Source organism: Klebsiella sp. EMBS2024 (genome assembly GCF_036233805.1).
Classification (GTDB): Bacteria; Pseudomonadota; Gammaproteobacteria; order Enterobacterales; family Enterobacteriaceae; genus Klebsiella; species Klebsiella pneumoniae.
Genome location: NZ_JAZARW010000001.1, coordinates 4,480,879 through 4,501,265, shown reverse-complemented (window position 1 = coordinate 4,501,265; position 20,387 = coordinate 4,480,879). Strand labels below are relative to the sequence as shown.

Here is a 20,387-nt window from a genome sequence, read left to right as displayed (position 1 = left end):
AAAAACCCGTATTAACGCGGCGTTAATACGGGTTAGTGAACGTTTACGGACTGGCGGTTACTTACCGATGCAGAAGCTGGAGAAGATGCGGCCCAGCAGATCGTCGGAAGTGAACTCCCCGGTGATCTCGCTCAGCGCCTGCTGCGCGAGGCGCAGCTCTTCCGCCAGCAGCTCGCCGGCCCAGGCGCCCAGCAGCTGGGCTTTGCCCTGCTGCAGATGGTTCGCCGCCTCTTCCAGGGCCTGCAGGTGACGGCGGCGGGCGAGGAAGCCGCCTTCCATATTGGTATCGAAGCCCATGCTCTGCTTGAGGTGGTTACGTAGCACCTCCACGCCTTCGCCGGTACGTGCCGACAGGCGAATAAGTGAGTGGCCATTTACTTCACTGATACCCAGCGCTTCGCCGGTGACATCGGCTTTATTGCGCACCACGGTAATCGGCAGTTTAGCGGGCAGGCGCTCGATAAAGTCTGGCCAGATCTCCGCCGGGTCAACGGCGCCGGTGGTGGTGCCATCGACCATAAACAGCACCCGATCTGCCTGGGCAATCTCCTGCCAGGCGCGCTCGATGCCGATACGTTCCACTTCGTCATTAGCATCGCGCAGGCCTGCGGTATCGATGATATGCAGCGGCATGCCGTCGATATGGATATGCTCGCGTAGCACGTCGCGGGTAGTACCGGCGATATCGGTGACGATCGCCGCTTCGCGGCCCGCCAGGGCGTTCAGCAGGCTTGATTTACCGGCATTTGGCCGCCCGGCGATCACCACTTTCATCCCTTCGCGCAGCAGGCTGCCCTGACGAGCTTCCGCGCGGACGGCGTCGAGATCGGCCATCACCTCGTTCAGCTGGGCTTCAATTTTGCCGTCGGAAAGGAAATCGATTTCTTCATCCGGGAAGTCAATGGCCGCTTCCACGTAGATGCGCAGGTGAGTGAGCGCTTCCACAAGATGATTCACCCGCGCGGAGAACGCCCCCTGCAGCGAATTCAGCGCCGAGCGCGCCGCCTGCTCTGAACTGGCGTCGATAAGGTCGGCGATGGCCTCTGCCTGCGCCAGATCGAGCTTGTCGTTGAGGAACGCGCGCTCGGAAAACTCACCCGGCCTGGCGATGCGCAGGCCCGGCAGGGTCAGAATACGTTTAAGCAGCAGGTCGAGAATGACCGGGCCTCCGTGGCCCTGCAGCTCAAGCACATCTTCCCCGGTAAAGGAGTTCGGCCCGGGGAACCACAGCGCAATCCCCTGATCCAGCGGGGTACCGTCAACGTCGTTGAACGGCAGGTAGTCGGCATAGCGCGGCTTCGGCAGCTTGCCCAGCACCGCCTGCGCGACGTCGCGCGCCTTAAGGCCGGAGATACGCAGGATGCCCACACCCCCGCGTCCCGGAGGGGTTGCCTGGGCGACGATAGTGTCGTTATGGCTCATGGTGACTCTCTATGTAGATGTAAAAAAGGCGGTCCATTGACCGCCTTCTCTGGCATTAACGCTACCGTAGATACTCGAAATAATTCAAGTTGCAGAAAGGCGGCAAGTTAGTGAGGCCCCAGGAGCTTACTGTAGTAAGTGACTGGGGCGAACTAATGAAGCCAACGCATCTGCGGCTTGAAGAATGAAGAGTATCAGGATTTCTTCTTCTCGCGGCTATGCAGGCCACGTTTCTCCAGACCACGGTAAATCAGCTGCTGCTGAATAATGGTGACCAGGTTGCTGACGATGTAGTACACCACCAGGCCAGACGGGAACCACAGGAAGAACACCGTGAAGATGACCGGCATAAAGGTCATGATCTTCTGCTGCATCGGGTCGGTCACGGTGGTCGGCGACATCTTCTGGATGAAGAACATGGTCGCGCCCATGATGATCGGCAGGATGTAGTACGGGTCCTGAGCAGACAGGTCGTGGATCCACAGGATAAACGGCGCATGACGCAGTTCAACCGAGGCGCTCAGCATGTAATACAGCGCAAGGAAGATCGGCATCTGAATAATCAGCGGGAAGCAGCCGCCCAGCGGGTTTACTTTTTCCGCTTTATACAGCGCCATCATCTCCTGGCTTTGACGTTGTTTATCGTCGCCCAGACGCTCACGCATGGCCTGAATCTTCGGCTGCAGCATGCGCATCTTCGCCATGGAGGTGTACTGCGCTTTGGTCAGCGGGTACATGATGCCACGAACGATAAAGGTGATAACGATGATCGAGAAGCCCCAGTTGCCGAGGAAGCTGTGGATGAATTTCAGCAGCTTGAACAGCGGTTGGGAGATGAACCACAGCCAGCCGTAGTCGACGGTCAGATCCAGGTGCGGCGCAACGGCAGCCATTTTGTCCTGAATAGCCGGGCCGACCCACAGCGTGCTCTGCAGTTTGTCGGTCTGGCCTGGCTGCACCAGTACCGGCTGCGATTTGTAGCCAATAGCGACAACGCCGTTGCCGAGGTTGGCGGTGTAGAAGTTATTCGTCCCGTTATTCCGCGGCACCCATGCGGTGGTGAAGTACTGCTGCAGCATGGCAACCCAACCGTTTTTGGTGCTGACGTTCAGGTTTTCGTTATCCAGAATGGTATCGAATTTATATTTCTCGTATTTCGAATCCGCAGTGGAGAACGCGGCGCCACGGAAAGTATGCATCGTGGACAGGCCACCGGTCTGCGTATCGCGACTGGTCGGCAGCGCAGCGGTCTGCTTCAGCTGACCGAAGGTTGAGACTTCCAGAGGCTTCTCGCTGGCATTCTGCACGCTGTAACCCACGTTCACCGCATAGCCACCGCGCTTCAGGGTGAAGGTTTTGGTGAAGACGTTGCCGGCTTTGTCAGTGTAGGTCAGCGGGATAACGAGCTCATCCTGGCCATCGGCCAGCACAAACGCCTCTTTATCGACGTTGTACAGCGGACGCGGGCCGTTTGCCGGGTTATCCGGACCGTCACGGCCGGTTAAGCCGCTCTGCGCCTGGTAGACAAACTGCGGCGTGGTTTCCAGTAACTGGAACGGTTCGGTCGATTTCAGCGTTTTTGGATACGCCAGAAGCAGCGCCTGCTCAATATCGCCACCGTTGGTGTTGATAGTCAGCTCAAGCACGTCGGTTTTAACCGTAATCAGTTTCCCCTGGCCACTGGCCGGTACGCCCTGGTCGGCGGCGCTACCCGCTGCTGTGGTCGTAGTCTGCGTGGTCTGCTGCTGGGGCTGCGGATTTTTGTCCTGCTCCCAGGCTTGCCAGATCATGAAAGACACGAACAACAAAGCGATGATAAGAAGATTGCGTTGCGAATCCATCGTTAGTGTTCTCTGGTATCAAATGGTCCAGGCGGGACGGGATCGTCACCACCAGGGTGTAAAGGGTGGCATTTTAATACGCGTTTCATCGTCAACCAACTGCCTTTTATCACTCCAAACCTGCGTAAGGCCTCAATTCCGTATTGAGAACAGGTTGGGGTGAAACGACAATGCGGCCCGAGTAGCGGACTAATCAGGCGCTGATAAACTCGAATCAGGCCGATCAGGACCCGCGAGCCAGGCGACGATGGCGGCGCCATAATTTTTCCAACGCTTCCGAGAGAGCACGGTTATCGAGGTCGGCAACCCCTCTTTTCGCCACCACCACGAAATCCATTGGCGGGAGTTCATGTTGACGCAAACGAAAACTTTCACGCGTCAGACGTTTAATCCGATTGCGTTCATGTGCGCGTTTCACGTTTTTCTTGGCGACGGTGAGACCGATGCGGGGATGCCCCAGCGAATTCAGGCGGCCGAGGATGGTGATTTGCGGCGTGCCAGCCCGTTGTGGCTGCTGGAAGACGAAAGTGAAATGACTGGGAGTTAACAAGCGTAACTCCCTGGGAAATGCGAGCTTAACCACGCAGGGTTAGCTTTATTACTTGGAAACGGTCAGACGAGCGCGGCCTTTAGCACGACGACGTGCCAGAACCTGACGACCATTTTTAGTAGCCATACGAGCACGGAAGCCGTGAGAACGGTTGCGCTTCAGTACAGACGGTTGAAAAGTGCGTTTCATGGCGATTTCTACCTAAACTTGAATAAATTCACTGACTTTTGCGTAGACCCGAACGAACTTCGAACGACTTACGCCTCAGCGTGGGTGATTAAAGAGGCCGGATTGTAATAATTGTACACTCCGGAGTCAATTCTCTTTCCTTATTTCTCGCACCTCGTCGCACAAAAAATAAGCTGAGACGCGTGACGAAAACGGGCATTACGCGCCGGGTGGGGGATTATACGGCCTGGCCAGTAAAGCGCAAGGATCCGCAAGGATCTTTATTAGATCGTTTCCGCCCAAAAGCGGCATAGCTCATTAATTTTTCCAATATGCGGCGGAAATCGTGCTTCACTCCCCGCAGGATCGATTACACTTACCCGGTTTCGATCCTTCCTGTGGATAAATCGGGAAGAATCTGTTGAGAAACACAAGATCTCTTTCTCAGTTTAGGCTATGATCCCCGGTCCCGATCGCGATCCCCGGATCCGCAGCGGGTAATAACCGCAGATAGCGGTTCGCACGTCACCCCTTTTGTGCAGGGGCTTTTCGGCTAATGCAGGGTCTTGTCGACGTGTGCCAACAATCACGATTGTTTCAGTTTTTCTTTGATATCGATTTTATGTTCGAGTGGAGTCCGCCGTGTCACTTTCGCTTTGGCAGCAGTGTCTTGCCCGATTGCAGGATGAGTTACCAGCCACAGAATTCAGCATGTGGATCCGCCCATTGCAGGCGGAACTGAGCGATAACACGCTGGCACTGTATGCGCCAAACCGTTTTGTGCTCGACTGGGTAAGGGACAAATACCTCAATAATATCAATGGACTCCTCAATGATTTTTGCGGTGCGGACGCCCCGCAGCTGCGTTTTGAGGTGGGCGCTAAGCCCGCCAGCTCGCTGCAGAAAGGGGCGGTAAGCCCGGCTGCGGCGGCCATTCCGGCGGCGCAGGTGCAGACCGCGCGCGCGGCGCCGACGATCGTGCGCCCTGGCTGGGATAATGTCCCGGCGCCGGCGGAGCCGACCTACCGCTCTAACGTTAACGTGAAACACACGTTTGATAACTTCGTCGAAGGTAAATCTAACCAGCTGGCCCGCGCGGCGGCGCGTCAGGTGGCGGATAACCCGGGCGGCGCCTACAACCCCCTGTTCCTCTATGGCGGGACGGGTCTGGGTAAAACTCACCTGCTGCACGCGGTGGGGAACGGCATTGTGGCGCGTAAGCCGAACGCGAAAGTGGTCTATATGCACTCCGAGCGTTTCGTTCAGGACATGGTTAAAGCGCTGCAGAACAACGCCATCGAAGAGTTTAAGCGTTACTACCGCTCCGTTGACGCCCTGCTGATCGATGACATTCAGTTCTTTGCCAATAAAGAACGATCCCAGGAAGAGTTTTTCCACACCTTCAATGCGCTTCTGGAAGGTAATCAGCAGATCATCCTGACGTCGGATCGTTATCCAAAAGAGATCAACGGCGTTGAGGATCGTCTAAAATCCCGCTTCGGCTGGGGGCTGACGGTGGCGATCGAGCCGCCGGAGCTGGAAACCCGCGTCGCGATCCTGATGAAAAAAGCCGACGAGAACGACATCCGCCTGCCGGGCGAAGTGGCGTTCTTTATTGCCAAGCGTCTGCGCTCGAACGTGCGTGAGCTGGAGGGGGCGCTGAACCGCGTTATCGCCAACGCCAACTTCACCGGCCGGGCGATCACCATCGATTTCGTGCGCGAAGCGCTGCGCGATCTGCTGGCGCTGCAGGAAAAACTGGTCACCATCGACAATATTCAAAAGACGGTGGCGGAGTACTACAAGATTAAGGTAGCGGATCTGCTGTCCAAACGCCGCTCCCGTTCGGTGGCGCGTCCTCGCCAGATGGCGATGGCGCTGGCCAAAGAGCTGACCAACCACAGCCTGCCGGAAATCGGCGATGCGTTTGGCGGCCGAGACCATACCACCGTGCTGCACGCCTGCCGCAAGATTGAGCAGCTGCGTGAAGAAAGCCACGACATTAAAGAAGATTTTTCCAATTTAATCAGAACATTATCCTCGTGACGCTATGAAATTTACCGTAGAACGTGAACATTTATTAAAACCGCTGCAACAGGTGAGCGGTCCGTTAGGTGGTCGTCCGACGCTGCCCATTCTCGGTAACCTACTGCTTCAGGTCGCGGACGGCGCGCTGTCGCTGACCGGTACCGATCTTGAAATGGAGATGGTGGCGCGCGTGGCGCTGGTTCAGCCGCACGAAGCGGGCGCAACGACCGTTCCGGCACGGAAATTCTTTGATATCTGCCGCGGCCTGCCGGAAGGCGCGGAGATCGCGGTTCAGTTGGAAGGCGATCGCATGCTGGTGCGTTCCGGCCGCAGCCGCTTCTCGCTGTCGACCCTGCCCGCCGCAGATTTCCCGAATCTGGATGACTGGCAGAGTGAAGTGGAGTTTACCCTGCCGCAGGCGACCATGAAGCGTCTGATCGAAGCCACCCAGTTCTCGATGGCGCACCAGGATGTTCGTTACTACTTAAACGGCATGCTGTTTGAAACCGAAGGCAGCGAACTGCGCACGGTGGCCACCGATGGTCACCGCCTGGCGGTCTGTTCGATGCCGCTGGAAGCGTCGCTGCCGAACCATTCGGTGATCGTGCCGCGTAAAGGGGTGATTGAGCTGATGCGGATGCTCGACGGCGGCGATACCCCGCTGCGCGTGCAGATTGGCAGCAACAATATCCGCGCCCACGTTGGCGATTTTATCTTCACCTCTAAGCTGGTGGATGGCCGTTTCCCGGATTATCGCCGCGTATTGCCGAAAAATCCGGATAAACACCTCGAAGCGGGCTGCGATATTCTGAAGCAGGCTTTTGCGCGCGCGGCGATTCTCTCCAACGAGAAATTCCGCGGCGTGCGGCTGTACGTTAGCGAAAACCAGCTGAAAATCACCGCCAATAACCCGGAACAGGAAGAAGCGGAAGAGATTCTGGATGTGACCTACGCCGGAACGGAGATGGAGATTGGCTTCAACGTTAGCTATGTGCTGGATGTGCTGAATGCGCTGAAGTGCGAGAATGTACGCATTCTGCTGACGGATTCGGTGTCGAGCGTGCAGATTGAGGATGCGGCTTCCCAATCCGCAGCCTATGTCGTCATGCCTATGAGATTGTAGTGGAAAATATCGGGCTATCTTACTTGCCATTTTCAACCTGGGCTGTGCTCGCCCCTGTCACGTACTTTGTGTACGCTCCAGGGTCTGCGCGCAGTCCGCGTTGAAACTGGCTGCGCCGATAACGCCCTGGCCCAAAGAACGCTGATATGTCACTGACGCGCTTGCTCATCAAAGACTTCCGCAATATTGAAAGCGCGGATCTCGCTTTATCTCCCGGCTTTAACTTCCTGGTTGGCGCGAACGGCAGCGGCAAAACCAGCGTGCTGGAAGCTATCTACACGCTTGGCCACGGCCGGGCATTTCGCAGTTTGCAAATTGGCCGAGTGATCCGCCACGAGCAGGATGCGTTTGTTCTGCATGGCCGTCTGCAGGGCGAAGAGCGGGAAACCGCCATCGGCCTGACCAAAGACAAACAGGGCGACAGCAAGGTGCGTATCGACGGCACCGACGGCCACAAAGTGGCGGAGCTGGCGCACCTGATGCCGATGCAGCTGATTACGCCGGAGGGGTTTACTTTACTCAACGGCGGCCCCAAATACAGAAGAGCATTCCTTGACTGGGGATGCTTTCATAACGAAGCCGGATTCTTCACCGCCTGGAGCAATCTGAAGCGCCTGGTCAAGCAGCGCAACGCCGCGCTGCGTCAGGTCAGCCGCTATGCCCAGCTGCGGCCTTGGGATCTGGAATTAATCCCGCTGGCGGAGCAGATCAGCCGCTGGCGTGCCGAATACAGCGCCGCTATCGTCGAAGACATGGCGGATACCTGTCAGCAATTTTTACCGGAATTCACGCTCACCTTCTCTTTCCAGCGCGGCTGGGAAAAAGAGACCGACTACGCGGAGGTGTTGGAGCGGAATTTCGAGCGCGACAGAATGTTAACCTACACCGCCCACGGCCCGCATAAAGCGGATTTTCGCATTCGCGCCGACGGGGCGCCGGTGGAAGATACCTTGTCGCGCGGGCAGCTTAAGCTGCTGATGTGCGCCCTGCGTCTGGCGCAAGGAGAGTTCCTCACCCGCGTCAGCGGGCGGCGCTGCCTGTACCTGATAGATGATTTTGCCTCGGAACTTGATGATGCCCGCCGCGGTCTGTTATCCAGCCGCCTGAAAGCGACGCAGTCGCAGGTTTTCGTCAGCGCGATCAGCGCTGAACACGTTATGGACATGTCGGACAAAAATTCGAAGATGTTCCGCGTGGAAAAAGGTAAAATAACGGATTAACCCAAGATTAAATGAGCGAGAAACGTTGATGTCGAATTCTTATGACTCCTCCAGTATCAAAGTCCTGAAAGGGCTGGATGCGGTGCGTAAGCGCCCGGGTATGTATATCGGCGACACGGATGACGGCACCGGTCTGCACCACATGGTATTCGAGGTTGTGGATAACGCTATCGACGAAGCGCTCGCGGGTTACTGCAAAGATATCGTTGTCACCATCCACAGCGATAACTCCGTCTCCGTCCAGGATGACGGCCGCGGCATCCCGACCGGCATTCACCCGGAAGAGGGCGTCTCCGCAGCGGAAGTTATCATGACCGTCCTGCACGCTGGCGGTAAATTCGATGATAACTCCTATAAAGTTTCCGGCGGTCTGCACGGCGTAGGCGTCTCGGTGGTTAACGCCCTGTCGCAGAAGCTGGAGCTGGTTATCCAGCGCGATAACAAAGTTCACAAGCAGATGTACGAACACGGTGTGCCGCAGGCACCGCTGGCCGTGACTGGCGAAACCGACAAAACCGGCACCATGGTGCGTTTCTGGCCAAGCCTGGAAACCTTCACCAATGTCACCGAATTTGAATATGACATCCTGGCGAAACGCCTGCGCGAGCTGTCGTTCCTGAACTCCGGCGTCTCTATCCGCCTGCGCGATAAGCGCGATGGCAAAGAAGACCATTTCCACTACGAAGGCGGCATCAAGGCGTTCGTTGAGTATCTCAACAAGAACAAAACGCCGATCCACCCGAATATTTTCTATTTCTCCACCGAAAAAGACGGTATCGGCGTGGAAGTGGCCCTGCAGTGGAACGACGGCTTCCAGGAAAACATCTACTGCTTTACCAACAACATTCCGCAGCGTGACGGCGGTACTCACCTCGCCGGCTTCCGCGCGGCGATGACCCGTACCCTTAACGCCTATATGGACAAAGAGGGCTACAGCAAAAAAGCGAAAGTCAGCGCCACCGGCGACGATGCGCGTGAAGGCCTGATTGCCGTGGTATCCGTGAAGGTGCCGGATCCGAAATTCTCCTCGCAGACCAAAGACAAGCTGGTCTCCTCCGAGGTGAAATCGGCGGTGGAGCAGCAGATGAACGAACTGCTGAGCGAATACCTGCTGGAAAACCCATCCGATGCGAAAATCGTGGTCGGCAAAATTATTGACGCCGCGCGCGCCCGTGAGGCCGCACGTCGCGCCCGTGAGATGACTCGCCGTAAAGGCGCGCTGGATCTGGCAGGCCTGCCGGGCAAACTGGCGGATTGCCAGGAGCGCGACCCGGCGCTGTCCGAACTGTACCTGGTGGAAGGGGACTCCGCGGGCGGCTCTGCTAAACAGGGTCGTAACCGCAAGAACCAGGCGATCCTGCCGCTGAAGGGTAAAATCCTTAACGTTGAGAAAGCCCGCTTCGATAAAATGCTCTCTTCCCAGGAAGTGGCGACGCTGATCACCGCGCTGGGCTGCGGTATCGGTCGCGATGAGTACAATCCGGATAAACTGCGCTACCACAGCATCATCATCATGACCGATGCGGACGTCGACGGCTCGCACATTCGTACCCTGCTGTTGACCTTCTTCTATCGTCAGATGCCGGAGATCGTTGAGCGCGGCCACGTCTACATTGCCCAGCCGCCGCTGTACAAAGTGAAGAAAGGCAAGCAGGAACAGTACATTAAAGACGACGAAGCGATGGATCAGTATCAGATCTCCATCGCGCTCGACGGTGCGACCCTGCACACCAACGCCAATGCGCCGGCGCTGGCGGGCGAACCGCTGGAAAAACTGGTTGCCGAGTTCAATGCCACCCAGAAAATGATTGGCCGCATGGAGCGCCGCTTCCCGAAAGCGCTGCTGAAAGAGCTTATCTATCAGCCGACCCTGACCGAGGCCGACCTGGCGGACGAGCAGAAGGTGACCCGCTGGGTGAACACCCTGGTCTCAGAGCTGAACGAAAAAGAACAGCACGGCAGCCAGTGGAAATTCGATCTCCACGAGAACAAAGAACTGCAGCATTTTGAGCCGGTTATTCGCGTACGTACCCACGGCGTGGATACCGACTATCCGCTGGATAACGAGTTCATTATGGGGCCGGAATATCGTCGTATTTGTGCCCTGGGCGAGAAACTGCGCGGCCTGATGGAAGAAGATGCTTACATCGAGCGCGGCGAACGTCGTCAGCCGGTAGCCAGCTTCGAGCAGGCCCTGGACTGGCTGGTGAAAGAGTCCCGTCGCGGTCTCTCCATCCAGCGCTATAAAGGTCTGGGCGAGATGAACCCGGATCAGCTGTGGGAAACCACCATGGATCCGGACAGCCGTCGCATGCTGCGCGTGACCGTCAAGGATGCCATCGCTGCCGATCAGCTGTTCACCACCCTGATGGGCGATGCCGTTGAGCCGCGTCGCGCGTTTATCGAAGAGAATGCCCTGAAAGCGGCGAATATCGATATTTAAGCCGCATGTTTCCCGGTAACGAGTTTTACCGGGGCAACAGGATGTATAAGCCCGGTCGCATCGCGCGATCGGGCTTTTCTTTTGCCGCTAAAAGAGGAATCCGCTGCTGCGGTTCCATCCCCCTTTCTGGCCGACACTTTTACTGTTTTTTGAGCGGAATCGCGTTAGCATGAGGGGAGACTCATCTTACCCGGGGACCCTATGGCTATTAAACTGATTGCAATCGATATGGACGGCACGCTGCTGCTGCCCGACCATACCATCTCTCCAGCGGTGAAAGCCGCCATCGCCGCGGCGCGCGAGCGCGGTGTTAACGTGGTGCTGACCACCGGTCGCCCTTACGCTGGCGTCCACAGCTATTTGAAAGAGCTGCATATGGAGCAGCCGGGTGATTACTGCATTACCTACAATGGCGCGCTGGTGCAGAAGGCTGGTGACGGAAGCACCGTCGCGCAAACCGCGCTGAGCTATGACGACTATCGCTTCCTTGAGCAGCTCTCCCGCGAGGTCGGCTCCCACTTCCATGCGCTGGATCGCAATACGCTGTATACCGCGAACCGCGATATCAGCTACTACACCGTCCACGAATCCTATGTGGCAACCATTCCGCTGGTGTTCTGCGAAGCGGAGAAAATGGATCCTGAGATCCAGCTGCTGAAAGTGATGATGATTGATGAGCCGGCAATCCTCGACCAGGCCATCGCCCGTATTCCGGCGGAAGTGAAAGAGAAGTACACCGTGCTGAAAAGTGCGCCTTACTTCCTCGAAATACTGGATAAACGCGTCAATAAAGGCACTGGCGTGAAGTCGCTGGCCGATGCGCTGGGCATCAAGCCGGAAGAGATTATGGCGATTGGCGATCAGGAAAATGATATCGCGATGATTGAATTTGCCGGCGTCGGCGTGGCAATGGATAACGCCATTCCTGCGGTCAAAGAAGCGGCGAACTTCATCACCAAATCGAACCTTGAAGATGGCGTTGCCTTCGCCATTGAAAAATACGTTTTAGCGTAAACTTCTTTCCGGCCCGGCGTTCGCCGGGTCTGTCTTCTCTTTTTTCATGAACAGATGTTAATCCGCATTTAAATCCCTCAATCCTTGCAGGGGATTCTATAAGCTACCCGCCCTCTTTTTAGCAACTCAGAACTAACATCATACTTTTCATGAATATATACCACCGTTTGATGTTGGTTACGCTGCCATTCGCCTCTGTTCAGATTTGCGCGGCCGCGGAACCAACGGCGCCGCTCGAACCGGCGTATGCCTATCACGGCGCAGAGCCCGCGGATCTGCCGGTGCCAGAAAGTCGCCAGCCTGCGGTCGCAGCATCGTCCTCGCTACTCCCTTTGCTAGGCGATGAGGCCAGAAAGCGCGGCTACGTCCTGCCGCTGCCGTTTGGCGTCAGCATTAACTATATGGATATGCGGCAGAATATTAATGTCGACAGCATAAACTTCACCGGGCTGTCGCTGGATGGCCGCAATATCGATTGCGGTAAGGATCCTGTCTGCAAGCACGCCGTGAATAACATTTTCGCAAATGGGCCGGTCTCGCTGGATAACGCTTTCCAGATTGGCGTTGGTCATACGCGGGAAAGCAGCAAAACCGAGACGCTCAAGCTGGATGCCTGGCTGCTGCCGTTTATGAACGTTTATGGCCTGGTGGGGCACACCGAAGGGCATTCAATTTCGCAGATAGCTGTCGGCCTGAAGGGACCGAACGGTAAAGTGGTGCCCCTGCCGGGGATGCAGGATCTCGACTTTCGTCTCGATTTTAAAGGTACTACCTACGGGATGGGCACCACCCTGGTGGGCGGCGTCGGCAATTGGTTTACCGTGCTGGACGCCAACTACACGCAAACGCGCTTTGATATCCTCGACGGCAGCATCGATGCGCTTACCTTTTCGCCGCGCGTTGGCTATCGTTTCAGTACGCCATCGGTCGATGCGCTGCATCTCCCCGCCGGAAAGCTAAATCTGTGGGTTGGCAGCATGTATCAGGATGTGCAGCAGGAGTTTAAAGGCAGCCTCAGCGATCTCTCGATGCCGTCGCCGATGCTGCAGAATATGGTTAATCTGGCCAACCAGGACAATAACGGTCGCTTCGATGTGAAGCAGCATCTTCAGTCGCCATGGAACGTTCTGGTGGGCGCGCAATACGAGCTGACGCAGAATTTTAATATTACTACCGAGTTTGGCTTTGCCGAACGTAACAGTTTCTTTATTGCCGGCGAGTATCGCTTTTGAGCCGACTGTTTATCACTTTTCTGCTGCTGATGGCCTGCCCGACAGGCAGCCAGGCCGAGGCGCTCAGCCGCGAGAAAATCGACGGCTGGCTGCAGCATCTCGGCGCCAGCGATAAGTTCGACGCCAGCAAAGGCATCGACTGGGGCGTGATGCCCGGTCCGTTCTATACGCCGGAACTAGGGTTGGGCATTGGCACCGCTGTCGTCGGCCTGTATCGTCCCGACCCGCAGGATACCACCAGCCAGAACTCGACCCTGACGCTCAGCGGCTACGCCAGCTCTACCGGCGCCTTTGGCCTCAACGTGAAAAACTACACCTTTTTCGATCGTGATCTGTGGCGCGTTTTTGTCGAAGGGTCGATAGCCAATACGCCCACTTATTATTGGGGGCAGGGTTTTCATGCCGGAGATAAAGACAATGAAAAAGAGAAGTATACCGCCCAGGTACTGACCCTGCGACCCACCCTTTATCGGCAGCTTATCGATCATGTTTATCTCGGGGCGGGATGGTCGCTGGCGGCGCAGAATGCCGATGAGATGGACCATGACGATCGGCCGAAGATAGAAAACACTCCGCAGGGGCCGTCGGTATTCAGCTCCGGCGCCAGCATCGATATTAACTGGGACGATCGCGACTTTGTCCCTAACCCGCGCCGGGGTCAGTATGCCAACCTCCGCTATACCCACTATGCGCCCGGATTAGGTAGCGATACCCGCTTTGAGGAATTTCAGCTGCACTATAGCCATTATCATGCCCTGAGCGAGAAAAGCGTGCTCGCCTGGGAGGCCGATGGCGCCTTCACCCAGGGCGAGGTACCGTGGAGCATGATGCCGCTGCTCGGCAGCGATGAACGGATGCGCGGCTACTACCAGGGGCGCTACCGGGATAAAAACGTCGTCAGCGGTCAGCTGGAATATCGCCGGCAGCTCACCTGGCGGCACGGGATTGTCGCCTGGGCCGGGGCGGGAACCATGGGGCCCTCACTGTCGTCGCTGAATAATGGCCGCTGGCTGCCTTCGGCGGGCGTTGGCTACCGCTTTGAATTCAAACCTCGCGTTAATGTTCGCCTCGACTACGGTATCGGCAAAGGCAGCAGCGGCTTTTACTTCCAGGTCGGCGAAGCGTTTTAACGCCTCCTCCCCTTAATTTTCTCTCTTATCGCCTCTTGCCAGGGCCGCTGCGCTTTAATTTTCATGAATTGTTCTTTTTGTGATCCAAATTGTAGTACAACACAATAATGTTGTACTACATTACGCTCATGTTGATAACGTACAGCATCACGTTAGTAGTACAAACATGAGGCGAAATTCAGCAGCGACGGTAAAGTAGAGCAGTACACATAGAGCACAAGGACTCTCCATGACTCTCAATAAGACCGATCGCATTGTGATCTCGCTGGGCAAACAGATCGTCAGCGGTAAATACGTCCCGGGTTCGGCGCTTCCGGCCGAAGCGGAACTCTGTGAGGAGTTTGAAACCTCGCGCAACATCATTCGTGAAGTGTTTCGTTCCCTGATGGCGAAGCGGCTGATTGAAATGAAGCGCTATCGCGGCGCGTTTGTCGCTCCCAGAAACCAGTGGAACTACCTCGACACCGAGGTGCTGCAGTGGGTACTGGAAAATGACTATGACCCGCGTCTTATCAGCGCGATGAGTGAAGTGCGCAACCTGGTTGAACCCGCCATTGCCCGTTGGGCGGCGGAACGCGCCACCTCAAGCGATCTGGCGGAAATCGAGTCGGCGCTCAATGACATGATCGCCAACAACCAAAACCGGGATGCCTTTAACGAAGCGGATATTCGCTACCACGAGGCGGTGCTGCAGTCAGTACATAACCCGGTTTTGCAGCAGCTTAGCGTGGCGATCAGTTCGCTGCAGCGGGCGGTATTTGAACGGACCTGGATGGGCGATGAAGGCAACATGCCGAAAACCCTCCAGGAACATAAAGCGCTATTTGACGCCATTCGGCATCAGGATAGCGACGCGGCGGAGCAGGCGGCGTTGACGATGATCGCCAGCTCGACACGAAGGCTTAAGGAAATCACATGACGGCTCGCTACATCGCAATAGATTGGGGATCGACGAATTTACGCGCCTGGCTTTATCAGGGCGAAGAATGCCTGGAAAGCAGGCAATCTGAAGCAGGCGTAACGCGCCTGAATGGTCGCTCTCCCGCTGCGGTGTTAGCGGAAATCACACAGCACTGGCGCGATGGCGCCACACCGGTGGTGATGGCAGGGATGGTCGGCAGCAACGTGGGCTGGAAAATCGCCCCTTATTTGCCGCTTCCTGCCGCTTTCTCGGATATTGGCCAGCAGTTAACTGCCGTTGGCGACAATATCTGGATAATTCCCGGCCTTTGCGTTTCCCGTGACGATAACCATAACGTCATGCGTGGGGAAGAAACGCAGCTGCTGGGCGCTCGCGCCTTAGCCCCTTCGTCTGTCTACGTGATGCCGGGAACCCACTGCAAGTGGGTACTGGCCGATCGCCGGCAAATTCACGATTTTCGTACCGTTTTGACCGGTGAATTGCATCATCTGTTGCTTCAGCACTCGCTGGTGGGCGCCGGCTTACCGCCGCAGGAAACGTCCGCTGCCGCATTCGCGGCAGGTCTGCAGCGCGGTATCAACAACCCCGCCGTCCTGCCGCAGCTGTTTGAAGTTCGCGCTTCGCACGTGCTGGGCGCGCTGCCTCGCGAGCAGGTTAGCGAATTTCTTTCCGGCCTGCTGATTGGCGCTGAAGTTGCCACCCTCAGCGACACATTCGCCGGACAGCAGGCGATCGGCCTCGTCGCTGGGTCATCGTTAACATCCCGCTATCAGCAGGCATTCGCCGCCATTGGCCGTGAAGTCAGCGCGGTTGCGGGCGATACGGCATTTCAGACAGGAATAAGGAGCATCGCTTATGCAGTGGCAAACTAACCTTCCACTTATCGCTATCCTGCGCGGTATTACGCCAGACGAGGCGCTGGCTCACGTTGGCGCCGTTATCGACGCCGGTTTCGACGCGGTCGAAATCCCGCTGAACTCGCCGCAGTGGGAGAAAAGTATTCCGCAGGTCGTCGACGCTTACGGCGAGCAGGCGCTTATCGGCGCGGGCACGGTGCTGCAACCGGAGCAGGTCGACAGGCTGGCGGCCATGGGCTGTCGGCTGATTGTGACGCCAAACATTCAACCGGAAGTGATCCGGCGAGCGGTGGGTTACGGCATGACCGTGTGTCCAGGCTGCGCCACCGCCAGCGAAGCCTTTAGCGCGCTCGATGCCGGCGCGCAGGCTCTGAAAATCTTCCCGTCATCGGCTTTTGGCCCGGATTACATCAAAGCGTTGAAAGCCGTGCTGCCGCCCGAGGTTCCGGTCTTTGCCGTTGGCGGCGTGACGCCGGAAAACCTGGCGCAGTGGATTAATGCCGGCTGTGTTGGGGCAGGATTGGGTAGCGATCTCTATCGTGCCGGCCAGCCGGTTGAACGTACCGCGCAGCAGGCAGCCGCATTCGTAAAAGCGTATCGAGAGGCAGTGAAATGAAAATAACCAATATCACCACGTACCGTTTACCTCCGCGTTGGATGTTCCTGAAGATTGAAACCGATGAAGGCATCGTCGGCTGGGGCGAACCGGTGATTGAAGGGCGCGCCCGTACGGTGGAGGCAGCCGTTCATGAATTTGGCGATTACCTGATTGGTCAGGATCCGGCGCGGATTAATGACCTGTGGCAGGTAATGTACCGCGGCGGCTTTTATCGCGGCGGCCCGATTATGATGAGCGCCATCGCCGGTATTGATCAGGCGCTATGGGATATTAAAGGTAAGGTCCTGAATGCCCCGGTGTGGCAACTGATGGGCGGGCTGGTGCGCGACAAAATTAAAGCCTACAGCTGGGTGGGCGGCGACCGCCCCGCCGAAGTGATTGACGGGATTAAGAAGCTGCGCGGCATTGGTTTTGACACCTTTAAATTAAACGGCTGCGAAGAGATGGGTATCATTGATAATTCCCGCGCGGTTGACGCGGCGGTGAATACCGTGGCGCAAATCCGCGAAGCGTTTGGCAATGAAATTGAGTTTGGTCTCGATTTTCATGGCCGCGTTAGCGCGCCGATGGCTAAGGTATTAATTAAAGAGCTGGAGCCATATCGCCCATTATTTATTGAGGAACCGGTATTAGCCGAGCAGGCGGAATATTATCCGCGGCTGGCGGCGCAAACCCATATTCCCATTGCCGCCGGCGAACGTATGTTTTCGCGCTTTGAATTTAAACGGGTCCTGGAAGCGGGTGGGGTGGCTATTTTACAACCCGATCTGTCGCACGCAGGCGGTATTACCGAATGCTATAAAATTGCCGGCATGGCGGAAGCCTATGACGTTGGGCTGGCGCCGCACTGTCCGCTGGGGCCGATCGCGCTGGCAGCCTGTCTGCACGTTGATTTCGTTTCGCATAACGCGGTCTTCCAGGAGCAGAGCATGGGTATCCATTACAACAAAGGCGCCGAACTGCTTGATTTTGTGAAAAATAAAGAAGATTTCAATATGGAAGGCGGCTTCTTTAAACCTCTGATGAAGCCGGGGCTGGGCGTGGAAATTGATGAGGCCCGCGTGATTGAGTTAAGTAAAAACGCGCCGGACTGGCGAAATCCGTTGTGGCGGTATGAGGATGGATCTGTCGCCGAATGGTAAATGCGTGTCATACTTCGCACTGGTGATGCGTTGGCTGCATTTTCTTACCCAGGTCACATACTATTGTATGCTCCCAGGGATGCGAAAGTTTGCCGCCTTTCCCCAGCACGAATTATTTAGCGCATCGCAACATAGTTATTAATAAAAAACAAAAACACCCTCTGTAAATTACCGGGCATGGTGAGCGGCTTCGCTATGCCCAAAATCTGGAGACAGATTGCGATGGATATTTCAGTTACCGCTGTAAAAACCGGGCGTCGCCGTTATCTGACGCTCATCATGATCTTTATTACCGTGGTTATTTGTTATGTTGACCGTGCCAACCTCGCCGTCGCCTCGGCGCATATTCAGGAGGAGTTTGGTATTAGCAAAGCGGAAATGGGCTACGTATTTTCCGCCTTTGCCTGGCTGTATACCCTCTGCCAGATCCCTGGCGGTTGGTTCCTTGACCGCGTGGGATCCAGGCTTACCTACTTTATCGCTATATTTGGCTGGTCGGTGGCGACGTTGCTACAAGGCTTCGCCACCGGTTTAATGTCGCTTATCGGTTTACGCGCCATTACCGGCATCTTCGAAGCGCCAGCCTTCCCGACCAACAACCGCATGGTGACCAGCTGGTTCCCGGAGCACGAGCGCGCTTCCGCCGTCGGGTTTTATACCTCGGGGCAATTTGTGGGTCTGGCTTTCCTCACGCCGCTGCTGATCTGGATCCAGGAGCTATTGAGCTGGCACTGGGTGTTTATCGTTACCGGCGGTATCGGCATTATCTGGTCGCTGATCTGGTTTAAGGTTTATCAACCGCCGCGTCTGACTAAAAGCATCAGTAAAGCCGAACTTGACTATATCCGCGACGGCGGCGGCCTGGTGGATGGCGATGCGCCGGTGAAGAAAGAGGCGCGTCAACCGTTATCGAAAGCGGACTGGAAGCTGGTTTTTCACCGCAAGCTGGTTGGCGTTTACCTTGGACAGTTCGCGGTAACCTCGACGCTGTGGTTCTTCCTGACCTGGTTTCCGAACTACTTAACCCAGGAAAAAGGCATCACCGCGCTGAAGGCCGGCTTTATGACCACGGTGCCCTTCCTCGCCGCGTTTTTTGGCGTCCTGCTGTCTGGTTGGCTGGCGGATAAGCTGGTGAAAAAAGGCTACTCGCTGGGCGTGGCGCGCAAAACGCCGATCATCTGTGGACTGTTGATCTCCACCTGCATCATGGGGGCAAACTACACCAACGACCCCATCTGGATCATGGCGCTGATGGCGCTGGCGTTCTTCGGTAACGGTTTTGCGTCTATCACCTGGTCGCTGGTCTCCTCCCTGGCGCCGATGCGCCTGATCGGCCTGACCGGCGGGGTGTTTAACTTTGTTGGCGGCCTGGGCGGCATCACCGTCCCGCTGGTGATTGGCTATCTGGCGCAGGATTACGGCTTTGGCCCGGCGCTGGTTTATATCTCCGTGGTGGCGTTAATAGGCGCGCTGTCTTATATCCTGCTGGTCGGCGATGTGAAACGTGTAGGCTAATTTTTTGCGATACGCTACCCTGATGCGTAAGTCTCGCATCAGGGTATCGTCATGAAACAAGTCACTTTTGCTCCCCGTCATCACCAGCTTACCAATATTAATACCTGGACTCCCGACAGCCAGTGGCTGGTATTCGACGTTCGTCCGTCCGGCGCATCGTTTACCGGCGAAACCATTGAGCGAGTGAACGTAAACAGCGGTACTGTGGAGACCATTTATCGTGCCACGCAGGGCGCGCACGTGGGCGTGGTAACCGTGCATCCAACCCAGGAGCGCTATGTGTTTATTCATGGCCCCGAGCGGCCGGATGCGCAGTGGCAGTATGATTTTCATCATCGCCGCGGGGTGGTGGCCTTTCAGGGGGCTGTCGAGAATCTGGACGCCATGGACATTACCCCCCCCTACACGCCCGGCGCGCTGCGCGGCGGCAGCCACGTCCATGTCTATAGCCCCAACGGTCAGTTTGTCAGTTTTACCTACAACGATCACGTGCTGCACGAGCGCGATCCGGCGCTGGATCTGCGCAACGTCGGCGTGGCGGCGCCCTATGGACCGGTGACGCCGCAGGGACAGCATCCGCGCGAATATGGCGGCAGCCACTGGTGCGTGCTGGTAAGCNGCACGACGCCGGCACCCGCGCCGGGCAGCGATGAGATTAATCGCGCCTATGAGGAGGGCTGGGTCGGGAACCATACTCTGGCGTTTATTGGCGATACGCTGGCGGAAAATGGCGATAAAGTGCCTGAGCTGTTTATTGTCGATCTGCCGCAGGATGAAGCCGGCTGGAAGCAGCCTGGCGGGGCGCCGCTGGCCGGTACCGCAACCACAATGCCGGCGCCGCCGGCGGGCGTCAGCCAGCGTCGTTTGACCTTCACCCACCATCGCCGCTACCCGGGACTGGTGAACGTCCCGCGCCACTGGGTGCGCGCCAATCCCCAGGCGACGGCGATAGCCTTTCTGATGCGCGACGACGCCGGCGTAGTGCAGCTGTGGCTTATTTCCCCGCAGGGGGGCGAGCCGCGGCAGTTGACGCATCACGCGTCGGGTATCCAGTCGGCGTTTAACTGGCATCCGTCGGGAGAGTGGCTGGGTTTTGCGCTGGAGGATCGGATTGCCTGCTGCCATGCCGGTACGGGAGATATCACCTTTTTAACCGATACG

General features: G+C 56.8%; 18 protein-coding genes. 13 read left to right on the top strand and 5 right to left on the bottom strand.

Translation table 11 applies throughout. The annotated features are described in order from the left end of the window. Window positions 1-57: 57 nt before the first annotated feature. The 5 genes from mnmE to rpmH form a co-directional block, all read right to left on the bottom strand. The gene (gene mnmE / locus VZP09_RS20660; RefSeq protein ID WP_004151538.1) at window positions 58-1,422 is read right to left on the bottom strand and encodes a tRNA uridine-5-carboxymethylaminomethyl(34) synthesis GTPase MnmE; all 1,365 of its coding nucleotides are present in this window, start codon (window positions 1,420-1,422) and stop codon (window positions 58-60) included. A gap of 194 nt (window positions 1,423-1,616) precedes the next feature. Then, on the bottom strand, window positions 1,617-3,263 hold the full coding sequence (gene yidC, locus VZP09_RS20655) for a membrane protein insertase YidC (protein ID WP_004150295.1): 1,647 nt from the start codon (window positions 3,261-3,263) through the stop codon (window positions 1,617-1,619). 2 nt (window positions 3,264-3,265) lie between these two features. Then, on the bottom strand, window positions 3,266-3,523 hold the full coding sequence (gene yidD, locus VZP09_RS20650) for a membrane protein insertion efficiency factor YidD (RefSeq protein WP_328795383.1): 258 nt from the start codon (window positions 3,521-3,523) through the stop codon (window positions 3,266-3,268). Continuing rightward, on the bottom strand, window positions 3,487-3,846 hold the full coding sequence (gene rnpA / locus VZP09_RS20645) for a ribonuclease P protein component (protein WP_328795382.1): 360 nt from the start codon (window positions 3,844-3,846) through the stop codon (window positions 3,487-3,489). The genes yidD and rnpA overlap by 37 nt, the downstream gene beginning before the upstream one ends. A gap of 15 nt (window positions 3,847-3,861) precedes the next feature. Next, complete coding sequence (rpmH, locus tag VZP09_RS20640) at window positions 3,862-4,002, bottom strand: 50S ribosomal protein L34 (RefSeq protein ID WP_000831330.1); 141 nt, start codon at window positions 4,000-4,002, stop codon at window positions 3,862-3,864. 621 nt (window positions 4,003-4,623) lie between these two features. Here rpmH and dnaA point away from each other — a divergent pair. The 13 genes from dnaA to VZP09_RS20575 form a co-directional block, all read left to right on the top strand. Further along, on the top strand, window positions 4,624-6,027 hold the full coding sequence (dnaA, locus tag VZP09_RS20635; protein ID WP_004151534.1) for a chromosomal replication initiator protein DnaA: 1,404 nt from the start codon (window positions 4,624-4,626) through the stop codon (window positions 6,025-6,027). 4 nt (window positions 6,028-6,031) lie between these two features. After that, window positions 6,032-7,132 carry a DNA polymerase III subunit beta gene (dnaN, locus tag VZP09_RS20630; RefSeq protein WP_004145090.1) on the top strand — a complete coding sequence of 367 codons (1,101 nt, stop codon included), beginning with the start codon at window positions 6,032-6,034 and terminating at the stop codon, window positions 7,130-7,132. Between the two features lie 146 nt (window positions 7,133-7,278). Beyond that, window positions 7,279-8,352, top strand: a complete 1,074-nt coding sequence (recF, locus tag VZP09_RS20625) for a DNA replication/repair protein RecF (RefSeq protein WP_004151532.1) — start codon at window positions 7,279-7,281, stop codon at window positions 8,350-8,352. A 28-nt stretch (window positions 8,353-8,380) separates the two neighbouring features. Beyond that, window positions 8,381-10,795: a DNA topoisomerase (ATP-hydrolyzing) subunit B gene (gene gyrB / locus VZP09_RS20620; protein ID WP_004173845.1), complete on the top strand. Its 2,415-nt coding sequence runs from the start codon at window positions 8,381-8,383 to the stop codon at window positions 10,793-10,795. 201 nt (window positions 10,796-10,996) lie between these two features. Further along, window positions 10,997-11,809, top strand: a complete 813-nt coding sequence (gene yidA, locus VZP09_RS20615; RefSeq protein WP_004151530.1) for a sugar-phosphatase — start codon at window positions 10,997-10,999, stop codon at window positions 11,807-11,809. A 149-nt stretch (window positions 11,810-11,958) separates the two neighbouring features. Continuing rightward, entirely contained in the window at window positions 11,959-13,041 is a 1,083-nt protein-coding gene (locus VZP09_RS20610) for a hypothetical protein (RefSeq protein ID WP_004150289.1), read from the top strand. Further along, window positions 13,038-14,171 (top strand): BamA/TamA family outer membrane protein, encoded by a 1,134-nt coding sequence (locus tag VZP09_RS20605; RefSeq protein ID WP_023313766.1) that lies wholly within the window; start codon window positions 13,038-13,040, stop codon window positions 14,169-14,171. Before VZP09_RS20610 ends, VZP09_RS20605 begins: the two co-directional genes overlap by 4 nt. Window positions 14,172-14,400: 229 nt before the next feature. Beyond that, window positions 14,401-15,090 (top strand): D-galactonate utilization transcriptional regulator DgoR, encoded by a 690-nt coding sequence (gene dgoR, locus VZP09_RS20600; protein ID WP_004145084.1) that lies wholly within the window; start codon window positions 14,401-14,403, stop codon window positions 15,088-15,090. After that, a complete protein-coding gene (locus tag VZP09_RS20595) occupies window positions 15,087-15,965 on the top strand; it encodes a 2-dehydro-3-deoxygalactonokinase (protein WP_019705401.1) in 879 nt (292 codons plus the stop codon). The genes dgoR and VZP09_RS20595 overlap by 4 nt, the downstream gene beginning before the upstream one ends. Then, on the top strand, window positions 15,949-16,566 hold the full coding sequence (locus VZP09_RS20590; protein ID WP_004181595.1) for a 2-dehydro-3-deoxy-6-phosphogalactonate aldolase: 618 nt from the start codon (window positions 15,949-15,951) through the stop codon (window positions 16,564-16,566). Before VZP09_RS20595 ends, VZP09_RS20590 begins: the two co-directional genes overlap by 17 nt. Next, complete coding sequence (gene dgoD, locus VZP09_RS20585) at window positions 16,563-17,711, top strand: galactonate dehydratase (protein ID WP_004150286.1); 1,149 nt, start codon at window positions 16,563-16,565, stop codon at window positions 17,709-17,711. The genes VZP09_RS20590 and dgoD overlap by 4 nt, the downstream gene beginning before the upstream one ends. 177 nt (window positions 17,712-17,888) lie before the next feature. Next, window positions 17,889-19,226, top strand: a complete 1,338-nt coding sequence (locus VZP09_RS20580; protein WP_004150285.1) for an MFS transporter — start codon at window positions 17,889-17,891, stop codon at window positions 19,224-19,226. Window positions 19,227-19,277: 51 nt separating this feature from the next. After that, window positions 19,278-20,387 (top strand): DUF3748 domain-containing protein (locus VZP09_RS20575; RefSeq protein ID WP_328795381.1); only part of this gene is annotated, 1,110 nt, incomplete at its 3' end.